Annotated in this window: 19 protein-coding genes and 1 pseudogene; 18 read left to right on the plus strand and 2 right to left on the minus strand. The window is 65.9% G+C overall.

Features of this window, described 5'->3' with window-relative positions:
- From AC1DJT_RS16740 to eutC, 16 genes are all read left to right on the plus strand, one after another.
- On the plus strand, nt 1-987 hold a 987-nt coding region (locus tag AC1DJT_RS16740), incomplete at its 5' end, for an ABC transporter substrate-binding protein (protein WP_476834468.1).
- Between the two features lie 36 nt (nt 988-1,023).
- Nucleotides 1,024-1,956, plus strand: coding sequence for an ABC transporter permease (locus tag AC1DJT_RS16745; RefSeq protein WP_441490864.1), 933 nt, complete (start codon nt 1,024-1,026; stop codon nt 1,954-1,956).
- Nucleotides 1,953-2,798 (plus strand): ABC transporter permease, encoded by an 846-nt coding sequence (locus AC1DJT_RS16750; protein WP_069880984.1) that lies wholly within the window; start codon nt 1,953-1,955, stop codon nt 2,796-2,798. Before AC1DJT_RS16745 ends, AC1DJT_RS16750 begins: the two co-directional genes overlap by 4 nt.
- A gap of 64 nt (nt 2,799-2,862) precedes the next feature.
- Entirely contained in the window at nt 2,863-4,362 is a 1,500-nt protein-coding gene (locus tag AC1DJT_RS16755; RefSeq protein ID WP_476834469.1) for a M81 family metallopeptidase, read from the plus strand.
- A 215-nt stretch (nt 4,363-4,577) separates the two neighbouring features.
- On the plus strand, nt 4,578-5,465 hold the full coding sequence (locus AC1DJT_RS16760; RefSeq protein ID WP_441490861.1) for a LysR family transcriptional regulator: 888 nt from the start codon (nt 4,578-4,580) through the stop codon (nt 5,463-5,465).
- Between the two features lie 144 nt (nt 5,466-5,609).
- Complete coding sequence (locus AC1DJT_RS16765) at nt 5,610-6,416, plus strand: carbon-nitrogen hydrolase family protein (protein WP_476834470.1); 807 nt, start codon at nt 5,610-5,612, stop codon at nt 6,414-6,416.
- 12 nt (nt 6,417-6,428) lie between these two features.
- Nucleotides 6,429-7,097 carry an RraA family protein gene (locus AC1DJT_RS16770; protein ID WP_441490859.1) on the plus strand — a complete coding sequence of 223 codons (669 nt, stop codon included), beginning with the start codon at nt 6,429-6,431 and terminating at the stop codon, nt 7,095-7,097.
- Nucleotides 7,098-7,229: 132 nt separating this feature from the next.
- Complete coding sequence (locus AC1DJT_RS16775) at nt 7,230-8,210, plus strand: ABC transporter substrate-binding protein (RefSeq protein ID WP_476834477.1); 981 nt, start codon at nt 7,230-7,232, stop codon at nt 8,208-8,210.
- A 20-nt stretch (nt 8,211-8,230) separates the two neighbouring features.
- Complete coding sequence (locus tag AC1DJT_RS16780) at nt 8,231-9,313, plus strand: ABC transporter ATP-binding protein (protein ID WP_441507086.1); 1,083 nt, start codon at nt 8,231-8,233, stop codon at nt 9,311-9,313.
- Nucleotides 9,310-10,200, plus strand: a complete 891-nt coding sequence (locus AC1DJT_RS16785; RefSeq protein WP_441490857.1) for an ABC transporter permease — start codon at nt 9,310-9,312, stop codon at nt 10,198-10,200. The genes AC1DJT_RS16780 and AC1DJT_RS16785 overlap by 4 nt, the downstream gene beginning before the upstream one ends.
- Before the next feature lie 12 nt (nt 10,201-10,212).
- Complete coding sequence (locus AC1DJT_RS16790) at nt 10,213-11,007, plus strand: ABC transporter permease (RefSeq protein ID WP_476834471.1); 795 nt, start codon at nt 10,213-10,215, stop codon at nt 11,005-11,007.
- Between the two features lie 184 nt (nt 11,008-11,191).
- A complete protein-coding gene (locus AC1DJT_RS16795) occupies nt 11,192-13,240 on the plus strand; it encodes a hydantoinase/oxoprolinase family protein (RefSeq protein WP_476834472.1) in 2,049 nt (682 codons plus the stop codon).
- A gap of 11 nt (nt 13,241-13,251) precedes the next feature.
- Nucleotides 13,252-14,952: a hydantoinase B/oxoprolinase family protein gene (locus AC1DJT_RS16800; RefSeq protein WP_476834473.1), complete on the plus strand. Its 1,701-nt coding sequence runs from the start codon at nt 13,252-13,254 to the stop codon at nt 14,950-14,952.
- Complete coding sequence (locus tag AC1DJT_RS16805; RefSeq protein ID WP_476834474.1) at nt 14,949-15,980, plus strand: Ldh family oxidoreductase; 1,032 nt, start codon at nt 14,949-14,951, stop codon at nt 15,978-15,980. The genes AC1DJT_RS16800 and AC1DJT_RS16805 overlap by 4 nt, the downstream gene beginning before the upstream one ends.
- 80 nt (nt 15,981-16,060) lie before the next feature.
- Nucleotides 16,061-17,449 (plus strand): ethanolamine ammonia-lyase subunit EutB, encoded by a 1,389-nt coding sequence (locus AC1DJT_RS16810; RefSeq protein ID WP_476834475.1) that lies wholly within the window; start codon nt 16,061-16,063, stop codon nt 17,447-17,449.
- A gap of 11 nt (nt 17,450-17,460) precedes the next feature.
- Complete coding sequence (gene eutC, locus AC1DJT_RS16815; protein WP_476834478.1) at nt 17,461-18,243, plus strand: ethanolamine ammonia-lyase subunit EutC; 783 nt, start codon at nt 17,461-17,463, stop codon at nt 18,241-18,243.
- Between the two features lie 102 nt (nt 18,244-18,345).
- On the opposite strand, the gene AC1DJT_RS16820 is transcribed toward eutC, so the two are convergent.
- Both AC1DJT_RS16820 and AC1DJT_RS16825 read right to left on the minus strand, forming a co-directional pair.
- Complete coding sequence (locus AC1DJT_RS16820) at nt 18,346-19,974, minus strand: GMC family oxidoreductase (RefSeq protein ID WP_441507092.1); 1,629 nt, start codon at nt 19,972-19,974, stop codon at nt 18,346-18,348.
- A gap of 116 nt (nt 19,975-20,090) precedes the next feature.
- Nucleotides 20,091-21,158, minus strand: coding sequence for an FCD domain-containing protein (locus AC1DJT_RS16825; protein WP_476834476.1), 1,068 nt, complete (start codon nt 21,156-21,158; stop codon nt 20,091-20,093).
- Here AC1DJT_RS16825 and AC1DJT_RS16830 point away from each other — a divergent pair.
- Both AC1DJT_RS16830 and AC1DJT_RS16835 read left to right on the plus strand, forming a co-directional pair.
- Nucleotides 21,153-22,223, plus strand: a complete 1,071-nt coding sequence (locus AC1DJT_RS16830; protein ID WP_441507094.1) for a C45 family autoproteolytic acyltransferase/hydolase — start codon at nt 21,153-21,155, stop codon at nt 22,221-22,223. The two genes, AC1DJT_RS16825 and AC1DJT_RS16830, sit on opposite strands and share 6 nt — an antisense overlap.
- Before the next feature lie 25 nt (nt 22,224-22,248).
- Nucleotides 22,249-22,508, plus strand: a pseudogene (locus AC1DJT_RS16835) (ABC transporter substrate-binding protein); the annotation flags it as partial.

Raw genomic sequence — 22,508 nt, forward strand, 5'->3', positions numbered from 1 at the left:
GTGCTGGTCCGCAATGACGACTATGCCTGGGCCTCCGACCTTTCGAAGAACCAGGGGCCGGCCAAGTTCAAGAAGCTGACCTTTCGTGAGATCGCAGAGGAATCGACCGCCTATCTCGAGCTGAAGACCGGTGGCGCCGACCTGATCGTCGCCGTCCCCACGGACTTCCTGCCGCGCATGCAGGCGGACAAGTCGATCAAGGTGGTGACCATCCCGGGCACCGAGCTGGTCTACATGCCGATCAACACCAGCGTGGAGCCCTTCACCGACATCAAGGTTCGCGAGGCGACCGCCTTCGCCGTGAACCAGGCGGAGATCATGAAGAGCCTCTATGGCGGGCTCGGCGAAGTGGCCGACACCTTCCTGATCTCCTCGCTGCAGGAGTCCAAGGTCGATCCGAAATACAAGATCAGCTACGACCCCGAGCGCTCGAAGCGGCTTTTCGACGAGGCCGGCTGGAAGCTCGGCCCCAACGGTATCCGCGTCAAGGACGGCAAGCCGCTCCAGGTCAAGTTCTGGGCCCAGAATGGCACGGAATTCAAGCGACTGGCCGAGGTTCTTCAAGCCCAGCTCAAGGCGGTCGGCATGCAAGCCGACATCACGATCCTCGATTCCAGCACGATCAATTCGCAATACCGCAAGAAGACCGACCACCAGCTCGCGGTCCGCGCCTATCTCTGGACCAATGCCGATATCGTCGACTGGTTCTTCAGCGCCAAGCGCCTCGGCTATCCCAATGTCTCGATGTTCAACGATCCCGAGGCCGAGAAGCTGAACGACATCGCAATGAACAAGTCGCGCAATTGGGATGAGCGCGTCGTCAACTTCACCAAGTACCACGAATACGTATTGTCCCAGTATCCGTTCGCGCCGATCTACCAGCCGGTCCAGCTCTTTGCTCACGGCAAGCGCGTCACCATGCCGGAGAAGATCCGCGGTTCGGGTCTGTCGAGCCAGTCGATCGTCGATATCGAACCCGTCAACTGACGGGTTCGCGGACCGGTTCGAGCGGGAGAGGGCGCCGTGCTTCAATTCGCGATCAAGCGACTGCTTCTGCTCGTGCCGGTTTTCCTGGCCGTGTCGCTGGTGATCTTCCTGATCATCCATCTCGTGCCGGGCGACCCGCTCGACCACATCATCCAGGTCGGGTCGTCGCCCGAGCAGCAGGCGCAGATGATTGCGCGATACGGGCTGGATCAGCCCCTCATTGCCCAATATCTGCGCTGGCTCGGCAAGGTCGTCACCGGCGACCTTGGTGATGCGATCGTGCTGCGCCAGCCGGTGGCGAAGCTGATCGCCGAGAACCTGCCGCACAGCCTTGCTCTCGGCGGGCTCGCCTTCATGTTCTCCACGATCATCGGCATCACGGTCGGCGTGCTCGCCGCCTCCTTTCGCGACAGCCTGTTCGACCGGGCCGTGATGGGGCTGATCCTGCTCGGCTCGACCCTTCCGAGCTTCTGGCTCGGGCTGCTGATGATCCTGATGTTCGCGGTCCAGTTCGAGTGGTTCCCGGTCTCCGGTGCGCGCAGCTGGGAGGCGCTCGTCCTGCCCGTGCTGACCATCGGCATCGGCGGCACTGCGCTGATCGCCCGCGTCACCCGTGCGGCGATGATCGAGACGGCCAATCGCGACTTCGTTCGCGTGCTCTACGCCAAGGGATTGCCGTTCTGGCGCATCCAGCTCCGCCATGTCCTGCAGCATGCGTTGATGCCGGTCGCCACCATCCTTGGCCTGCGCATCGGCTGGATCCTCGGCGGCGCGGTCACGGTCGAGTTCGTCTTCGCTCGGCCGGGGCTGGGATCGCTGCTGATCACCGCGCTCGGCCAGCGCGATTATCCGCTCGTCCAGGGCTGCCTGTTGATGCTCGCCATCGCGGTGATGCTCGGCACGCTGCTCGGCGACCTTGTCCAGGCAGCCATGGATCCGCGGCTGCGCGAAGTGATGGGTGCCCGATGAGCCGGTCTTCGCTGCCCGCGCGGATCGCGCGTTCGCCACGGGGAGCGCTCAGCGCGCTCTTCCTCCTCGGGCTCGTGCTCTGCGCGCTGCTCGCCTACTGGATCGCACCCTATGACTATGCGAGCCAGAATCTGAGCCTGGCGAATTCGCCACCCTCGGCCGCCCATTGGCTCGGCACCGACGAGTTCGGACGCGACCTGCTCTCCCGCATCATCCAGGGCGCGCGCACCTCGCTCAGCGTCAGCGTGCTGTCGATCTCGCTCTCGGTCGCCGTCGGCGCATCGCTCGGCGCAGCCGCCGGTTATTTCGGCGGCGTCTTCGACCGGATCGTCACCGTCATCGTCGATCTGACCTGGTCGTTCCCGGAAATCCTGCTGGCGCTGATCCTGATCGCCATTCTCGGTCCGGGTCTGCACAGCACGGCCATCGCGATCGGCATCGCCTATCTCGCCCAGTTCACGCGCCTGACGCGGGCGCAGGTGATGACCCTGAAGAACGAAGTCTTCATCGAGGCATCGATCAATATCGGCGCCAGCCCGGCCCGCATCCTGTTCTGTCATCTGCTGCCGAATGCGATCACGCCGGTGATCGTGGCGGGAATGCTGGCGACGGGCGATGCCATCGTTCTCGAGGCTACGCTCGGCTTCTTCGGCCTGGGCGCTCAGCCGCCCCTGCCGAGCTGGGGGGCGATGATGAGCTCCGGTACGGCGCAGATCTTCATCGCACCCTGGATCATCATATTTCCCGGCCTCGTCATCGCGGCGACGGTCATCGCCATCAACCTGTTCGGCGATGCCCTGATCGAGGCGCTCGATATTCGCCGGCCGCTGCGGGACGGCTGAGACCCTGCCGTCCGCCGCTTACTGTCCGTTCCGATCCGCCAGAAGAAACGTATGAGGAAGCGCCATGTCCTTCAATGTCCTGACCGCCGAATTCTCGCATGAGAGCAATACGTTCAGCCGCAAGCCGGCCGATTACGCCGCCTTCGCGTCCCGCAATATCCAGCTTGGCGACGAGGCCGTTGCGGCCCGCAGCGAGGCGAACACGCCGATCGCCGGCTTCCTCGATATCGGCCGCCCCAATGGCTGGACGGTGATCCACACGATCAGCGCCTCGGCGCAGCCCTGCGGGCCGGTGACGCGCGATGCCTATGAGCGGATCGCCAGCGTCATCATCGAGGCCGCAAAGCAGAACAAGGACCGGCTGGACGGCATCCTGCTCGGCCTGCACGGCGCCATGGTCACCGAGTTCGACCAGGATGGCGAGGGCGAACTGCTGGAGCGTCTGCGCGCCGTGGTCGGGCCGGACCTGCCGATCGGCATCACGCTCGATCCGCATGCGAATGTCACCTCCAAGATGGCCGCGCTCGCCAACATCATCGTCGCCTACAAGACCTATCCGCATGTCGATGTGCGCGACTGCGCCAGGCAGGCCGCCGGCATTCTGCAGCGCGCCATGACCGGCGAAATCAGGCCGGTCACCATTCGCGCCCATCGCCCGATGCTGGAAGAGATCAATGGCGGGCGCACCGATATCGGGCCGATGGTCKAGCGCATCGCGCGGGCACGTGCCTATGAGCAGAAGCCCGATGTCTTCGCCGTCAGCGTCAACGGCGCCTTCGGCAATGCCGATATCGAGGAGGTCGGCCCGACCGTCCTGGTGACGGGGCAGGGGGATCTGTCCGCCCACCACGCCTTCGCCGAGGAGCTTGTCCATGACATGTGGACGCGGCGCTTCGAGAGCGTGAACACCTATCTCACGGTCGAGGAGGCGGCCCGGCAGGCCAATGCCTTCGACTCCAAGGACGGCCCGCTGGTCATTGCCGATTACGCGGATAATCCGGGCGGCGGCGGCTATGGCGACTCCACCGAATTGCTGCGCGCGATGATCGCGGCCGACGTCCAGGATGCCTGCTTCGGCCCGATCATCGATCCGGAAGCCGCCGAGGAGCTGCATCGCCACGCGGTCGGTGACCGCGTCTCGATCCGGCTCGGCGGCAAGACCGATCCGCGCGTCGGGGGCGCACCGCTTGCGCTCGAAGGCACGCTTCTCTTGTTGAGCGATGGCGACTTCGTCGGTGACGGGCCGATGCTCGGCGGGCTGAAGGGAAGCTGGGGCACGACTGCCGTGCTGCGTGTCGGCGGCATCGACATCCTCGTTGCTACCTTCCCGGCCCAGATGCTCGACCTGCAGCAGTTCCGCGCCTTCGGGATCGACCCGGTTGCGAAACGGGTGGTCGGGCTGAAATCCATGCAGCATTTCCGTGCCGCCTTCGAGCCGATCGCCGGCAAGGTCGTGGTCTGCGACAGCGGTGCACTCTGCACGCCCGACCTGACCAAGCTGCCCTACAAGCATGTCCGCCGGCCGATCTTCCCGCTCGACCGCGACATGCAGCTCGCCGGCTGACCTGAGATAAGGGCGCGGCGCCTCACTGTCCCTCGGAGCGGCGACACGCAACTCCGGGGCCAGCTGGCGGCCCGCCAGCGGCATCCCTGCGTGCCATCCCGCCACCGGGTCGCTATGGTCCGGCTGTATCGGTCTTCATGTCACGCGCATCGGTTGCTTGCCGGTTGCGCTCGCATGGTCGATGGGTGACCAAGGCGGATGAGGGCTKGCCCAACGTGAATCTGAAATTCCTGGAAACCTTCGTCTGGGTTGCAAGGCTGCGCAGCTTTTCCGTCGCTGCGGACAAGCTCTGCACCACGCAGGCGTCGGTCTCCAACCGCATCGCCACCCTGGAGCGTGATCTCGGCGTCCGCCTGTTCGAGCGCGACCTGCGCAATGTCAGCCTGACACCGCACGGCCAGCGCGCCCTGGCGCAGGCGGAAGCGATCGTGCGCATGGTCAATGACTTCCAGCGCACGATCGGCGACGCCAGCAATGAGCGCGGGACGGTGCTGATCGGCGCGATCGATTCTGTCGTGTATGCTTGGCTGCCGCGGCTGATCGAGCGCGTGAAGGAAGCCTATCCGAACGTCACGATCGACCTGAACGTCGACACCAGCCTGAACCTGGCGCGCCAGATCCAGGACGGTCAGATCGATCTCGGCCTGGTCATGGGGCCGGTCGTCGCTCCCCATATCCGCAATATCGAGCTCTGCACCTTCGAATGCCTCTGGATCGCCTCGCCGAAGCTGCCCCTCAAGCCCGGCAGGCTCGCGATCGCCGATCTCGTCGACTATCCGATCTTTGCCTATTCAAAGGGCTCCCAACCGCATCAGGCCGTGCTGCGGGTGATCGAAACGGCGGGAGTTGACCCCAGCGCGATCCGCATCTTCAACTCCAACTCGCTCGCCACCATCACGCGGCTGATCCGCGACGGCGTCGGCATCGCCGTGCTGCCGCGCGTCGTCGTGCAGGAGTTCCTGGAGACGGGTGATCTACGCGTTCTCGATGTCGATGCGCGCTTGCCGCCGCTGAATTTCCACGCGGTTTTCGCCGATGATCCGGGCAACACATTACCGGCGCTGATCGCGGACATGGCCGTCGAGATCGCGGCCTCCAACTGACCATACGGCGGATGCCCAAGGAAACGGCAGGGCATGGCGCTGGCGTTCTCATAAGCAATTCTTGTCGAGGCGAACAAGAATTTCGCGTTTGCCGGGCCGGCTCGCGTTTGTTCTGCTGCGGCAACACCTGCAGGGAGAACGCCGTTGAAAGTCTCGCTCATCCAGATGAACTCGCAGGACGACAAGTCCGCGAACCTCAAGACGGCCCGGGCCATGATCGAGAAGGTCGTCGCCGAGGACCATCCCGATCTCATCGTACTGCCGGAATACTACGCCTTCCTGGACGGCAGTCCGGCGGCGATGCGCGAGAGCGCCGAGACCTTTCCGAACGGCGAGAGCTATCGCCTGATGTCGGGCCTGGCCGAGAAGCACGGCGTCACCATCCATGCCGGCAGCGTCTGCGAGCGCGACGRTGACGACTATTTCAATGCGACCCTCGTCTTCGGTCCCGATGGCAAGCAGATCGCGCATTACMGCAAGATCCACCTGTTCGATGTCGATGCTCCCGGCGGCTCGAGCTACCGTGAGTCCAACATGGTCTCGCGTGGGAAGGAGGTCGTGACCTATAAGGTCGGGGACGCCACGGTCGGCTGCGCCATCTGCTACGACATCCGGTTCCCGGAGCTCTTCCGCAAGCTGCGCGACGCCGGTTCCGATCTGATCGTGCTGCCCGCCGCCTTCACCCTGATGACCGGCAAGGACCATTGGGAACTGCTGGCCCGGGCCCGCGCGGCCGAGACGCAGACCTGGTTCCTGGCGACCGGACAGACCGGCACCCATGCGCAGGGCAAGAACGCCTGCTACGGCCATTCCATGGTCATCAACCCCTGGGGCCATATCGCCGCCCAGGCTTCCGACGGTATCGGCACGACGAGCGCCAGGCTCGATTTCGACTACACCGCCAAGGTCCGCGCTGCGGTCCCCGTCGCCAATCATCACGTCATCGGCTGACCGGAGCGCAGCATGTTCATCGTCAATCCCATGCCGGCGCAGATTCCGGCCAGCCTCGTTGCGCTGCTCGAGAAATGCGAAGTCGCGACCATCGGTCATGTCCTGCATTCAGGCTTCGTCGACCGCGAGATCCGCGCGGTGCTGCCGACCAAGCGCATCGCCGGCACGGCGGTCACCATCCGCATCCCACACGCGGATTCGACCGCGTTGCACTACCTGACCAAGCTCGTCCGTCCGGGCGATGTGGTCGTGATCGACCGCTGCGGCGACACCAAGCATGCCTGCTGGGGCGGCGTCGTCACCCACGCCATGAAGAATGCCGGAGTGGCTGCCGGTGTCATCGACGGCCCGGCCACGGATTTCTCCGAGATCGTCAAGACCGACATGCCGATGTGGTGCCGCGGTCCGTCGCCGATCACGACCAAGATCCTCGGCACCGAGGGCGCGATCAACGTTCCGGTCAGCGTCGGCGGCCAGACGATCGAGCCGGGGGATGCCGTGCTCTGCGACGAGAGCGGCATTGTCGTCCTCAAGGCCGCGACGGCCGAAGCCTATGCCCGCCGCGCCATCGAAATGCAGGAGCAGGAACTCGTCCTGCTCGAGCGCCTGCGCAAGGGCGAGAAGCTGCCCGATATCTCCGGCGCTACCGCCATGGTCGAGGGCAAGCTCGCCAGGGTCTGAATGTCCGACATGTCGAAGCGGGCGGCACAAAGCCGCTCGCGCAACCATAAACAGAGGGGAAGTCGCATGAAGACATATGCCAAGATCGCGATCGGAGCCGGGCTCGCGACCGCACTCCTGTCAAGCACCGCCATGGCCCAGCAGACCGTGACGGTGATGGCCTATTCCGGTCTCTTCCAGGAGCGCTACACCAAGGCGGTGGTCGAGCCCTTCATGAAGGCCAATCCCGGCATCAAGGTCGAATATTTCCCGATGCCGAACTCGGCCCAGATGCTGGGCAACCTGCGCGCCCAGAAGGCCGCGCCGCAGGCCGATGTCGTGATCATGGACGTCTCGGTCTCGAAGGCTGCGACCGACGAGAAGCTGCTCACCAAGATCGACGAGAAGAACACCCCGAACGTCGCCGATCTCTACCCCAGCGCGCGCATTGCCGATGTCGACGGCGTCGCCGTGACCTTCGACAACCTCGTTCTGCTCTACAACACCGATACGGTGAAGGAGACGCCGAAGTCCTGGATGGACCTCGCCGACAAGAAGTTCGCCGGCAAGGTCGCAATCCCCGGCATGCCTGACATCCAGGGCCTCTCGCTCGTGCTGATCACCGACAAGGCGCGCGGTGGCACCGACTATCTCAAGAATGTCGACAAGGGCATCGCCGCGCTCGGCGAGATCGCGCCCAACGTGCAGACCTGGGAGCCGAAGCCCGAGGTCTATGTCACGATCATCTCCGGCCAGGCGACGGTGGGCGCCGGTTGGAACGCCCGTGCGCAGGTGAACATCGACACCTCGAACGGCAAGCTCGGTGCGACCCTGCCGAAGGAAGGCAGCGTCTTCCAGATCAACACCGTCAACCAGGTCGCCGGCGGCCCCGGCAAGGATGCCGGCGCGAAGTTCATCAACTACGCGCTCAGCCCCGAGGCGCAGAAGGCTTTCACGGAAGCGATGTTCTACGCGCCGACCAATGCCAAGGCGCAGATCTCGGACGCCGCGATCGCGCGCACGGCGGTGAAGTCGATGGACAAKGTCATCCCGGTGGATTGGATCGCACTCGCCAAGGTCCGCGAGCCGATCATGGACCAGTGGCGCCGCAAGGTGATCCCGCTGAGCCGCTGAGCCAAAGGAGGATGTCGACCATGACCAGCCGAACCGATGCACCAGAGGGCTTCCTTTCGATCCGGAGCCTGACCAAGCGCTATGGCGACTTCGTCGCGGTCGACAATCTCGATCTCGAGGTGCCGAAGGGCGAGCTCGTCGCCTTCCTCGGCCCCTCGGGCTGCGGCAAGACGACTTCGCTGAGAATGATCGCGGGCCTCGTGCCCGCGACCTCCGGACGGATCGTCGTCGGCGGCAGCGACCTGACCGAGGTCGCGACGCATCGGCGCGACATGGGTCTGGTCTTCCAGAGCTATGCGCTGTTCCCGCACATGAGCGTGGCGCGCAACGTCGCTTTCGGCCTCGAGATGCGCAAAGTCGACAAGGGCGAGATCGCCAAGCGGGTGAAGGAGGCGATCGCGCTCGTCCACCTCACCGGCAAGGAGGAGCACCGGCCGGCCCAGCTCTCCGGCGGCCAGCAGCAGCGCGTGGCGCTGGCGCGTGCGCTCGTCATCCGTCCCTCGATCCTGCTCCTCGACGAGCCGCTCTCCAATCTCGATGCCAAGCTGCGCGACGAGATGCGCAACGAGATCCGCGACATCCAGAAGCGCCTCGGCATCACTGCGATCTTCGTGACGCATGATCAGGTCGAGGCGCTGACCATGTGCGACAAGGTCGTGGTGATGAATCAGGGCCGGCTCGAACAACTCGGAACCCCGGTCGAACTCTATGAGACGCCGAAGACGGCCTTCGTCGCGAGCTTCGTCGGCCGCAGCAATCGCCTGACGGCTGTCGCCCGCAATGGCGCGGCCGAGTTCGCAGGCCAGCGCATAGCCGCTCCCGCCGGCCTCGAGGGACCGGTGCAGGTGATGATCCGCCCGCATCGCCTCGGGCTTTCGCCGGACTCTGCTGCAGCCGCGGATTCCGCGCGCCAGCACGTTTCGGGCACCGTCGCCCGCGCGATCTTCGCCGGCGACATCCTGCAATATGACGTCGATGTCGGTGGCCAGATCGTCTCGGTCGAGCTCGCGACCCGCGGCGGCGAGAGCGTGATCGAGCCGGGCCGCCCGGTGACCCTGTCCTGGCGGCCGCAGGACATCTTCGTCTACGGAGCGGCAGCATGAGCGCCGTCGCGCCAGCCGCAGCGATGGCGGCCCCGATGCCGGCCGCGGAGCGGAGCAGCGGCCTGCCGCTGGTCGTGCTGCTGCTCCTGCCGATCGCGCTCGTGAACGCCTTCGGCTTCCTCGCACCCGTCTTCAACCTCCTGCGCATGTCGTTCTACGAGTCGCAGGCGACGGGCGCGATGGTCGAGGTCTATACGCTCGCGACCTGGGCCTCGGTGCTGCGTGACAGCTTCTACGCCGAGCTCATTCTCAACAGCATCCTGGTCAGCCTCGGAATCACGCTGATGACGCTGGTCTGCTCCTATCCGATCGCGCTCTATCTTCATCGCTCCAGCGGCACATGGCGCACGATCCTGCTCGTGCTGGTGATCTCGCCGCTGCTGACTTCGGCGGTGGTGCGGACCTATGGCTGGGTCGCGATCCTCTCGGAAAACGGACTCGTCAACAATGCGCTCGGTGCCATCGGCATCGCGCCGCTCAAGCTGATGTTCAACAAGACCGGCGTGGTGATCGGGCTGACCGAGATCCTGATGCCCTACATGATCCTCGCGCTGCTTGCCGGCTTCGGCCGGCTCGATCCGCGTGTCGAGGAGGCTGCGTCCACGCTCGGCGCGCCGCCGTGGAAGGTGTTTCGCCATATCGTCGTGCCGCTGACCCTGCCGGGCATCGCGCTTGGGTCGCTGCTCTGCTTCGTGCTGGCTGTCTCATCCTTCATCACGCCGAAGCTGCTCGGTGGCGGCCGTGTCTTCCTGCTTGCGACCGAAATCTACGACCAGGCCATCGTGACGCTGAACTGGCCGCTCGCCGCGACGCTCTCGATCCTCGTGCTCGTCATCTTCGGCGGTGCTCTCGTGCTCTACACCCGCGCCCTGCGCGCAATCATGTGAGGGGAGGACATCATGGACGAACGCCCGATTTCTCCCGCCCTGAAGATMCTCGCCGGTGCGATGTTCATCTTCCTGCTGGCGCCGTTGATCGTCGTCGTACCGATCTCGTTCTCCGGCGACAGCTACATGATGTTCCCGCCTTCGAGCTGGRGCACCAAATGGTACCCGGCGATCTTCGCGGACGGGAAGATGGTCTCCGCTTTCTGGACGAGCCTGTTGCTCGCCTTCCTGGTGACCGTGCTCAGCCTGCTGATCGGCCTGCCGGCGGCCTATGCCCTGGTCAGGCTCAAGCCGCGCGGCGCGGAATTCCTGTCGAGCCTGTTCACCGCGCCGCTGCTGCTGCCGACGATCGTGCTCGGCCTGGCGATCCTGATCGTGTTTTCCGGATATGGCCTACTCGCGACCTTCCAGGGTCTCGTTGCAGCGCATCTGGTCGTGACCTTGCCCTACGCCATCCGGGTGCTCTCGACCGCTCTCGCCACCCTGCCGATCCCGGTCGAGGAAGCGGCCGCGACGCTGGGCGCCTCGCCGCTGACGGTGTTTCGGCGCGTCACCCTGCCGATGATGCGCTCGGGCATTGTCGGCACCACGGCGCTCTGCTTCCTCGTCTCCTTCGACGAGGTCGTGCTCTCGCTCTTCATGACCGGCCCCCGCATCTCGACGCTGCCGGTTGCGATGTATCACCGCGTCGAACAGCAGGCCGATCCGCTGGTCGCGGCCTTGTCCGTGCTGCTCGTCGTGCTCACGCTCGTCGTCGTTCTGGTTGTCGACCGGACCTCCGGCCTCGCCAAGACCTTCGTCAAATGAACACCTTGGTCGCATCAGGACGGCCGGACAAAGGGAGCCGCATGGTCTCGAGCTGTCATGAAGCAGGCCGCTAGCCCGGCCGAACACTGAAGGCGGTCGGGCAGGGCCCGCCGCCGCGCCGAAACGCCCACTCTTCGAACCTGGCCTGCTCGCGGCGCGAGCGGGAACCCTGGAGTTTTGCCTGATGGAACAGGATATCCGCATCGCCGTCGATATCGGCGGCACCTTCACCGATATCGAGATCCTCGATGCCGGTACCGGCGCGATCCACCAGATCAAGACCCCGAGTACACCGAAGGATCCGTCCGTCGGCCTCCTCACCGGCATCCGCCAAGCGTCGGAGCGCTTCGGTTTCCCGCTGGAAGCAGTGCAATATCTGCTGCACGGTACCACGATCGCGACGAACGCGGTGCTGGAACGCAAGCTGCCACTCGGGGCAGTGGTCACCACGACGGGCTTCGAAGACGTGATGCAGATCGGCCGGCACGGCCGCAAGGACGTCTACGCGATCACCCTGGAGCAGCCGGAGCCGCTCGTCGCCCGCCGCTTCTGCTTCGGCGTCGAGGAGCGCGTCGGTGCAGACGGGCGGATCATTACTCCGCTGCATGAGGACGGCGTTCGCAGGATCGCGTCCGAAATCGCCAGGGCCGGCGTCAGGTCGGTCGCGGTCTGCCTGCTGCACGCCTATGCCAATCCGGCCCATGAGCGGCGCGTTGGCGAGATTCTGTCTGACTTGCTGCCGGGCGTCGCCATCTCACTCGCCAGCGACATCTCGCCCGAGATCCGCGAATATGAACGCATGTCGACCACGGCGCTGAACGCGCTGCTGGTGCCGATCGTCCAGAGCTATACCGACCGTCTCGCCGGGCGCCTCGCCGAGGAGGTGCCGCAGACTCAGGTCTACCTCGTCCAGTCCAATGGTGGTGTGTCCGGCCTGGCCAAGGCCGGGCGTGAGCCCGCCCGCCTGCTGCTCTCCGGCCCTAGCGGCGGTGCCGCGGCGGCCAGGCGCCTGTCGGCCGAGCTCGGCGAGCCCAATCTCGTCGCGGTTGACATGGGTGGGACCTCGTTCGACGTCTCCGTGGTCCATGACGGCGTGGTCTCGATGGTCAATGAGGGGGAGGTCGATGGCCTGCCCGTGCGGCTGCCGATGATCGAGATGCGCACCATCGGCGCCGGTGGCGGCTCGATCGCCTGGGTCGATGACGGCAATCGCCTGCGCATCGGCCCGCACAGCGCCGGAGCCGATCCCGGCCCGGCCTGTTACGGCAAGGGTGGTATCGCGCTCACCGTGACCGACGCCAATCTCCTGCTCGGTCGGCTCGACGGCAAGAGCTTCATGGGCGGGGCGATGCCGCTCGACCGTGAGGCCGCGCGGCGCGCTGCCGAAACCGTGGCGGCGCCGCTAGGGCTCTCCGTCGACAGGACCGCGGCCGGCGTCATCGACGTCGCGAATTCGGCGCTGGCCATGGCGATCCGGCTCTCGCYCTTCGAGAAGGGGCTCGACCCCGAGGATTTCGCCATGCTGTCCTTCGGCGGTGCCGGTGGTGTCCATGCCTGCGAGGTGGCGGAGGAACTCGGCATCCGCCGTGTCATCTTCCCCGCCCATGCCTCGACGCTCTCGGCCTGGGGCATCCTCTGGTCCGATATCGCCCATGATCTCGGCGCCACGCAGATCGGCCTCTTCGATGAACTCGCGCCGGGCCTGGAAGCGACCGCGTCCCGCCTCGTCACGGAGGCGGAAGCGCTGCTCGCCGAGGACGGTGTCGCGCCCGCGGCACGCCGTTTCGAATGGGCCGTCGACCTGCGCTATGCCGGTCAGGCCTTCGACCTGCGTGTGCCGCTGGACGAGGCTGATTTCTCGGCCGCTGGTGTCGCCAAGGCGAGTGCCTCCTTCCACGCCCTGCACAAGCAGCGCTTTTCCTATGACGAGCCCGAGGTCCTGGTCGAAATCGTCGCCCTGCGCCTAAAGGCAGTGGGAGCGCTGGCCAAGCCCGTGCCGGCGCGCCAGGCCGCCGGCTCCGCGAAACCGGCCGCACAGTCGCGCCCGGTCCATGGCCGGGGAGCGGCAGTCGACACCCCGGTCTGGGAGCGCGATGCAATCGGCACCACCGATCCCGTCAGCGGCCCGGCCGTCGTCGAAGAGCCCTACACCTCGATCTACCTGCCGGCCGGCTGGAACATCGTCACCCATTCCGCCGGCGCCCTGATCGCCGACCGCATCACCGCGCAGTGAGGCCCGACACCATGAGCGACATTTTCAAGGGCATCGACCCCGTCCGCCTCGAAGTCATCCGCAATGCGCTGGTCGCTGCGGCCGAGGAAATGAGCATCACGATCTGGCGCACCAGCCGCTCGACCGTGGTTCGCGAAATCCTGGATTTCTCGACCGCCGTCTTCGATGCGCAAGGCCGCAACATCGCCCAGTCCGCGCGCATCCCGGTTCACCTGAACTCGATGTCGGACTGCCTGCGCACGATCCTCGATCGCTTCATTCCACTCGACCAGTGGAACGACGGCGATGTCATCGTCACCAATGATCCCTATTCCGGCGGCCAGCATCTGCCTGATATCCAGACCTTCCGGCCGGTTTTCGTTGATGGCGAACGGGTCGGCATCGTCGGTACGCTCTGCCACCATGTCGATGTCGGCGGCGGTGCGGCCGGCAGCTACTATGCCAATGCGACGGAGGTCTTCCAGGAAGGCATCCGCATCCCGCCGCTGCGCCTCGTCGACAGAGGCGTGCTCAACACCGGCGTCTTCGAGATGCTGCTGCACAATGTGCGCCAGCCCGACGAGACGCGCGGCGACCTCAACGCGCAGATCGCCGCACTCGGCATCGGCGAGCGGGCCGTGGCGCGCATGGCCCGCAAATACGGCTCCGCCTCGCTCGCAGCCGCAATGTCGGCCATCCTCGACGGCTCCGAGCGCATGGTGCGCGCCGCGCTGAAGGCGCTTCCCGACAGCGAATCCTCCTTCGTCGAACTGGTCGATGATGATGGCCAGTCGGAAGAGCCGATCCGCCTTGCGGTGAAGATCATCAAGCGCGGCGAGACCATCACGCTCGATTTTGAGGGGTCGAGCCCGCAGGTGAAGGGGCCGGTCAACAACACCCCCGCCATGACCTGCTCGGCCGTCTACTACGCGCTGCTGGCGGCACTCGGCGGCGAGATCCCGGCCAATTCCGGCTGCTATCGCGCCGTCACCGTGAAGCTGCCGGAAGGCAGCGTGGTCAACGCGGTCTTCCCGGCGCCCGTCGCCGGCCGCATGGTCGTCAACCATCGCATCGCGACCGCCGTCTTCGGCGCGCTGGCGCAGATCATGCCGGAGCGCATCCCGGCTGCCTATTACGCGATCTCCTATGTCTACGCGCTGCAGACGACGAACCCGAAGGGCAAGCGCCAGGTCTATTTCGACATTGAGGTTGGCGGTTGGGGCGGACATGCCAGAGGCGACGGCGCGAGCGCGCTCTCCTGCGGCCTGCACAACAATACCAATGCCCCGATCGAGATGGTCGAGGCCAAGTACCCGGTGACCTTCACCAGATACGGGCTCATTCCCGACTCCGGCGGCGCCGGTGAATTCCGTGGCGGGCTGGGCCTCGTGCGGGAATGGCGATTGGACGCGGCCGAGGGCTCGCTCTCGACCAATTTCGAGCGTTTCCGGCATGMGCCCTATGGCATTGGCGGCGGAGAGCCCGGTTCGCTCAGCCGCACCACCGTGACGCGCGCGGACGGCTCGAAACTTTCTCTCCAATCCAAGGTCTCGGGCATCCCGTTGAAGGCCGGCGACACCGTCACCATCGAGACATCCGGCGGCGGCGGCTTCGGCGATCCGGCGCGGCGCGATCCGAAGCGCCTCGCCAAGGACCTCTCCGACGGGCTGGTGACGCCGAAGGCCGCGTCCCGGTTCTACGGCGCCGAACAGGAYAAGGAGGAGGCGGCATGAACACGCAGAGTTCCGCCGACGGCGTTCAGATGACGCTYGCCCAGGTCGAGGCGCTGACGCGGCGCGTGCTGCTCGCCTGCGGGGTCGATCCGCGCAACGAAGCGCCGATCACGGCTTCCGTCGTCGCGGCGGAGGCCGAAGGCGTGCATAGCCACGGCCTCGCGCGCCTGCCGACCTATTGCGAACACRCCCGCGTCGGCAAGATCGACGGGAAGGCGCGCCCCGTGCTCGATAGCCCGAAGCCGGGCCTGGTCCGCATCGATGCCAAGGGCGGCTTTGCCCATCCGGCGATCGATTTCGGCCTGCCGGCTTTGTGCGAGGCGGCAAAGGCCCAGGGCATCGCCGCCCTCGCCGTCACCAACTCCTATAATTGCGGCGTGGTCGGCTATCATGTCGAACGCATCGCGCAGAATGGCTTGCTGGCCCTGGCCTTCGTCAACGCTCCGGCCTCGATCGCGCCGGCGGGCGGTGCCACGCCGGTCTTCGGCACCAATCCGATCGCCTTTGCGGTGCCACGTGCGGGGCGCGAGCCGTTGGTGCTCGACCAATCCTCCAGCGTCGTCGCCAAGAGCGAAATCGTCGTCCACCAGCAGCGCGGCGAGGCGATCCCGCTCGGCTGGGCGTTGGACAGGGACGGCAATCCGACGACCGATCCCAAGGCCGCGCTGGCCGGTGGTTCGATGGTCCCGTCCGGCGGCTACAAGGGCGCCGGCCTTGCCTTGATCGTCGAGGTCTTCGCAGCCTGGCTGACCGGCGCCAGTCTCTCGATCGATGCGTCCTCCTTCGCCGACAATCTCGGCGGCTCGCCCCGCACCGGCCAGTTTTTCATCGCGATCGACCCTGGCGAACTGGTGGGCGAGGGCGCTTCGTCCCGCCTCGAGCGCCTGTTCGATGCGGTGGCCGGTCAGCCCGGCGCCCGCCTGCCGGGCGAGCGTCGCGCCGGCGCCCGCACACGCACGGCGACCGACGGCATCATCATTTCGCGCAAGCTCTTCGACACGATCGAGGCCTACGCCAGACCGGCATAGGCTCTGCATGGGGTGGCGCGGCTTGCGCTCCGGCACGGCCGCTCCCACACTCGTACGGGCAGGATCCGGGGGACAGCTTGATGACATACCGCGTCACGGTCGGAGGGCATGTCCACGTCTTTGCCGATCTGAAGCAGTTGATGGCGAAGGCGACGCCACTGCGTTCCGGCGACATGCTGGCCGGCATCGCCGCCGCCAGCATGGAAGAGAACATGGCGGCGAAGATCGCGCTCGCCGACCTGCCCCTGCGAACCTTTCTCAATRAGGCGCTGGTGCCTTACGAGGACGACGAGGTCACCCGCCTGATTCTCGATACCCATGATGCGGCCGCCTTCGCGCCGATCGCGTCGCAGACGGTCGGCGAGTTCCGAGACTGGCTCTGCTCGGAGAAGGCGACGCCGGAGGTCCTGGCCGCTATCGCACCCGGCGTGACGCCCGAAATGGCAGCCGCCGTTTCCAAGCTGATGCGGAACCAGGATCTCATCCTGGTTGCCCGCAAATGCCGGGTCGTCACGCGCTTTCGCGACACGATCGGCCTGCCCGGCACGATGGCCGTGCGCCTCCAGCCGAACCATCCGACCGACGATGCCGCCGGCATCCTCGCCTCGACGATCGACGGGCTGCTCTATGGCTGTGGCGATGCCGTGATCGGCATCAACCCGGCGTCCGATTCCCTGCCGGTGCTCGGTGATCTCGTCCGCCTGCTCGACGAGTTGATCCACCGCTTCGACATTCCCACGCAAAGCTGCGTGCTGACCCATGTCACCAGTGCGATCGCGCTGATCGGGCAGGGCGCGCCGGTCGATCTCGTCTTCCAATCCGTCGCCGGCACGCAGAAGGCCAATGAATCCTTCGGTATTTCGCTGTCTGTGCTCCAGGAAGGCCTGGAGGCCGGGCGTTCGCTGAAGCGCGGCACAATCGGCGACAACGTGATGTATTTCGAGACCGGACAGGGCTCCGCGCTCTCGGCCGACGCCCATCACGGCGTCGACCAGCAGACGCTGGAAGCGCGGGCCTATGCCGTCTGCCGGCCCTTCGAGCCGCTGCTGGTGAACACGRTCGTCGGCTTCATCGGCCCGGAATATCTCTATGACGGCAAGCAGATCATCCGTGCCGGGCTGGAGGATCATTTCTGCGGCAAGCTGATGGGCGTGCCGCTCGGATGCGACGTCTGCTACACCAACCATGCCGAGGCCGATCAGGACGACATGGACACGCTTCTGACCCTGCTCGGCACGGCCGGGGTCAATTTCGTCATGGGCGTGCCCGGCGCCGACGACGTCATGCTGAATTACCAGTCCACCTCCTTCCACGACCAACTCTATGTCCGCGAGGTGCTCGGGCTGCGACGCGCACCCGAGTTCGAGGCCTGGCTGCGACGCATGGACATCACGGATGAGGCCGGGCGGTTGAGCAGCGGGCGGGGTGGGCAGGCCTTGCTGGCGGCCATGCAGGGGCAGGCGGCGTGAGCGGCGACGACATGCTCCCGGCCGACGAGCGCTGGGCGKCGCTGACGCGGCTGACGCCGGCCCGCATTGCGCTCGGCCGCGCGGGTGCTTCCTTGCCGACGCGCGAGGTCCTGCGCTTCGGCCTCGCCCATGCGCAGGCACGCGACGCGGTTCATATCCCGTTCCGCCCCGAAGAGGTCGCGGCCGAACTCGCAGCGCTATCGCTGGAGACGGTGCAGGTTGAGAGCGCCGCCCCCTCGCGCGATCTCTATCTGCGGCGACCCGATCTCGGGCGGCGTCTCTCTCCCGAGGCGCAGGCGATGCTGCAGGCCCGACGCGGTGCGTTCGATTTCGCCTTCGTCGTCGCCGATGGCCTGTCCTCGACGGCAGTCCAGCAGAATGCGGCGCCGCTCATCGCCGCGATGCTGCCGTTACTGCAGCGCCAGGGGCTGACACTCGCGCCGGTCGTGATTGCGAGCCAGGCACGCGTCGCGCTGGGCGACGAGGCGGCCGAGGCACTGGGCGCCCGCCTCGTCGCGGTGCTGATCGGCGAGCGACCCGGCCTGTCCTCACCGGACTCGCTTGGCGTCTATCTCACCTTCGCGCCGCGGYGCGGCCTGAGCGATGCCACGCGCAATTGCGTCTCGAACATCCGCCCGGGCGGGCTCTCCTTCGAACACGCGGCCGTCAAGCTCGCCTGGCTTACACGGGAAGCGCTCAGGCGTTCGCTGACAGGCGTCGAACTCAAGGACGAGAGCGAGCCTGCATTGGAGGCGGGTCAGGCAGCGACCAGGCCTTCAATCACGACGGGATGAATCCGTCTTGATGTCGACCTCATCGCGACTCTGCCGCAACCTCGAGCCGGCCCCCTGCATGCCCCAGCCAGGCTGACCGCAGGTTCCTGCGCCGCGGGGTCGTCAACGTCGTCGGGCATCGTCCCGGATCATCTGGGCACCCTTTTCAGCAATCATCATCGTCGGGGCGGCCGTATTGCCCGAGGTGATGCGCGGCATCGCGGAAGCGTCGATGACGCGCAGGCCCTCGACACCGCGCAGGCGCAGGCGTTCGTCGAGCACGGCGCCGGCATCGTCGTCTCGTCCCATCCTGGCGGTTCCGGCCGGGTGGAAGATCGTCGTGCCGAGCCGGCCTGCCGCCTCCAGAAGCTCCGCATCCGACGTCACCGAGGGACCAGGCACATGTTCCTGGGGCTTGAATCGTGCGAGCGGCTGCTGCGCGACGATCCGGCGCGCGAGCTTCAGCGCATCGACCGCGACCTGCCTGTCCTCATCCGTTGCGAGATAGTTCGGCGAGATAGCGGGAGCGTCGCTCGCGTCGGGGCTCTTCAGATGCACGCTGCCACGGCTCGAAGGTCTCAGGTTGCAGACACTGGCGGTGAAGGCGCCGAACGGGTGCAGCCCGTCGCCCCATTTGTCGAGCGAAAGCGGCTGGAAATGGAATTCGAGATTGGCCGTGGCGTAATCCGGCGAGGATTTGGCGAAGGCTCCGACCTGCGAGGGCGCCATGGTCAGCGGCCCGGTGCGCAGCGCCGCATATTCCAGCGCCATCAGCGGCCTGCGCCAGAGTTTCGCATAGTCGCTGTTGAGGGTGCGCACGCCCTCCACCTTGTAGACGGGCCTGATCTGCAAATGGTCCTGAAGGTTCTCGCCGACGCCCGGCAGATGGCGCCGCGTCTCGATGCCCAGAGCCTGGAGCCGTTCGCCGTCGCCGATGCCTGATCGCTCGAGAATGGCAGGTGAGCCGACTGCGCCGGCGCTCAGCACGACCTCGCCACTCACGTCCACCCGCAGATTCTCACCCTGATGGATGAATTCGACCGCGCGAGCGCGGCCCTCCTCGATGATGATGCGCTCGACCAGCACATGGGTTTCCAGCCGGATATTGGAGCGGCCAAGCGCCGGAACCAGGAAGGCGCGATAGGAACTCACCCGCCGGCCGCGCTTCTGGTTGACCTGAAAATAGGCCGACCCTTCATTGTCGCCGGTGTTGAAGTCGTCGATCTTGGCGATTCCCGCCGCTTGTGCCGCATCCCGGACGGCATCGAGAATCGCCCAGCGCACGCGCGGGTTCTCGACGCGCCATTCGCCGCCGGAGCGATGCAATCCGCCGGGCGGCGGCGCGATATGGTCTTCGTGCTTCAGGAAATAGGGCAGTACGTCGTCCCAGCTCCAGCCCTGCAGGCCGAGTTGCCGCCAGCCGTCATAATCGGCCGCCTGGCCGCGCATGTAGATCATCGCATTGATCGCCGAACAGCCGCCGACGACCTTGCCGCGCGGATAGGCGAGCGCCCGGCCGCCCAGCCCCGCCTGCGGCTCGGTCTGGAACCGCCAATCGGCACGCGGATTGCCGATCGCGTAGAGATAGCCGACCGGGACGTGGAACCAGATCCAGTCGTCCATGCCACCGGCTTCCAGCACGAGCACGCGCTTGGATGGATCGGCCGAGAGCCGGTTCGCGAGCAGGCAGCCCGCCGACCCCGCACCGATCACGACATAGTCGAAGGTGCCGATATTCCTGCGATCAGACATGGCATCCTGCTGGCAAAGGAGAGGCGTGGGCTTTGCCACCTTTCGGGAGCGGCGCCCGAACCATCAGGAAGACCGAAGGAAAAGCCAAGCCCCGGGGCAAGGGCGCGCATGCGTCTTTAGTTCTGATTGCGCCAGTCCTGTGCTGCCTGGCTCAGATGGGCCGAGAGCAGGGCGACGGCACGCGGCCGATCCCCCGCGGCCAAAGCGTCGAGGATGGCGAGATGGTCCTCGCAGGACTGTTTGATCTGGTCAGGCGTCAATTGCGGGAAGTCGACGAACTGATGCATGCGCCGCAGGGCATTCTGGCGCTTGACCGCCTGCAGGAAGAAGCGGTTGCGTGACCATGAGGCGAGCGTCTCATGGAATTCCGCATTCACCTGGAACCACATGTCCGGCGCGATCTCGGAGGCGGGCTTGCGCATCAGCGCCTCATGCGCGTTGCGCATCTTTTCCAGAGCGGCGCCATCGATGCGGTAGTCGGGTTGGCTGAGCGCCGCGGTCTCGACCGCCTCGCGGAAGGCATAGYTCTCGAGGATAGCCTGCGGGTTATCGAGGCTTTCCGAGAACTGCCAGCCATGGCCGCGCTGGCGCTGGACGATTCCTTCCGCGGAGAGGCGCAACAAAGCGCGCCGCATTTCGCCGCGCGACGCGCCGAAATGCACAAGCAACGCGTTCTCCGTCACCGATAGCGGGATCAGGCCMGAGGCGCGGTCGTTCAGGATCTTCCGGTAGAGCTCCGCGCCGCCGTCAGCGTCATTGCTGCATTCCGCGATGACCGCGGCATCGATCGGGCGGTTGAGCTTGAAGCCCGAGCCGAGCTCCCGCCGCAGAATGCCGCGTTCGCTGAGATCGATCAGGGCGCGGCGCACAGGCGTTCGTGAAACACCGAGGCGCGCGGCCAGTGGCTTTTCTCCGACCGCGGCATCGACCGCCCATCCTTCGTCCCGACCGAGCCGCAGGATGTCACCAATGATTTCGCGATGCAGTCCGCTCGACACGTGGGCGTCTCCGAAGCTTCCCTTTCTTGCCATTGACAATAAGGTTTGGCGATGGTCCAGTGTATATAACTGCAATAAAAAACACAGAGCCTGTGGATGATTGCACCATTTCCCTTCGTCTCGGTATCTGGGTCGCCTTACGAGCGAGGGCGGCAACATGGTGCGGCGGTGACAGATCGCGTGCATCGCAGCGCACGGTTCTACGCAGGCCAGCTCGACAGGCTCGGATCGAAGCCAGGTGAACGTGAAGCGTTGATCGCCGAGTTCAGCCGGGGAATTGCTGCCTTCGACGAGGCCTATCTCGAGGAAATGCGCGGCATTGCCGATGGGGCCGGCCTCGACCTCTCGGCGATCATCATGATCAATGCACGGACCGAGATCGTCGCCAAGGCGCGCCTCCTTGCCTCCCGCCCCATCGATGAGGACGATGAGGAGGAGGAGGAGGAGAAGATGGCCGATGGCTGCACCGGCGCCATCATCCTGCCGGAGCGAAGCTGGAGCGGGAGCATCATCCAGGGGCAGAACTGGGACTGGCAGCCGGAATGCGCGGAAACCGCGATCGTGTTGCGCGTGCACCGGCAGGATGGGCCCGATCTGCTCACTTTCGTCGAGGCGGGCGGCCTTGGCCGTCACGGCATGAACGAAGCCGGCATCTGCGTGACCGGCAATTATCTGCGCAGTGATCGCGACTACCGCCAGGAAGGCGTTCCGCTCGCCTTGGTGCGCCGCAAGGCACTGGAGCAGGAGCACCTGGCACTGGCGATGAAGGTGATGGCGACCACGCCGAAGGCCTGTTCGACCAATATGATGCTGAGCCAGGACCGGGGCTTTGCCATCGACCTCGAATGCGCCCCGGACGAGGCCTTTCCGGTCTACCCGGAAGATGGGCTCATCGTGCACGCGAATCACTGGATCAGTCCGGTCGCGCTTGCCAAGCTACGCGATACCGGCTTCGGCTCACCCGACAGTCACTACCGCGACTGGCGTGTCAGGCGATTGCTGACCGAGCCGCAGCGTTTCCTGACGCGGGAGGACCTGAAGGCCGCGCTCTTCGACGATTTCCTGTCGCCCTATGCCGTCTGTCGCCCGCCACGAGCCGGAGCGACCGGCGATTTGACGGCGAGCGTCGCGATGATCGTGATGGAGCCCGGGCTCGGCATCATGGAGGTGGCGCCGCTGCCCGCGCTCAACCGACACTTCACCCGCTACAGCCTTTCCGGCGATCCGGTCGCCGTCGCGGCTGCGGCCTGACACGGGGATTGGGAGGTCCTTGCTCATGAGACGTGCTTCACGAACGCGCATTGCGACGATGGCGCTGCTCGCGGCACTGTCGAGTGCTCCGGTGGCAGCGCAAACCCTGACCATCGCTCTCAGGGCCGATATTCGCGGCACGAATCCGGGCGTCAATCGCGACGACGACAGCGACGCGGTGACCCTCCACATGGTCGAAGGGCTGGTCGCCTATCGCGAAGGCGGCACCGTCGGGCCCATGCTGGCGGAGAAGGTCGAGACCTCACCGGATGGGTTGAGCTACAC

The organism is Allobosea sp. 05T422_2 (assembly GCF_056396265.1).

Coding starts and splice junctions, on each gene's coding strand:
- AC1DJT_RS16820 (WP_441507092.1), bottom strand. CDS start 19,974: ATGTCTGATCGCAGGAATATCGGCACCTTCGACTATGTCGTGATCGGT.
- AC1DJT_RS16770 (WP_441490859.1), top strand. CDS start 6,429: ATGTTCATCGTCAATCCCATGCCGGCGCAGATTCCGGCCAGCCTCGTT.
- AC1DJT_RS16780 (WP_441507086.1), top strand. CDS start 8,231: ATGACCAGCCGAACCGATGCACCAGAGGGCTTCCTTTCGATCCGGAGC.
- AC1DJT_RS16785 (WP_441490857.1), top strand. CDS start 9,310: ATGAGCGCCGTCGCGCCAGCCGCAGCGATGGCGGCCCCGATGCCGGCC.
- AC1DJT_RS16750 (WP_069880984.1), top strand. CDS start 1,953: ATGAGCCGGTCTTCGCTGCCCGCGCGGATCGCGCGTTCGCCACGGGGA.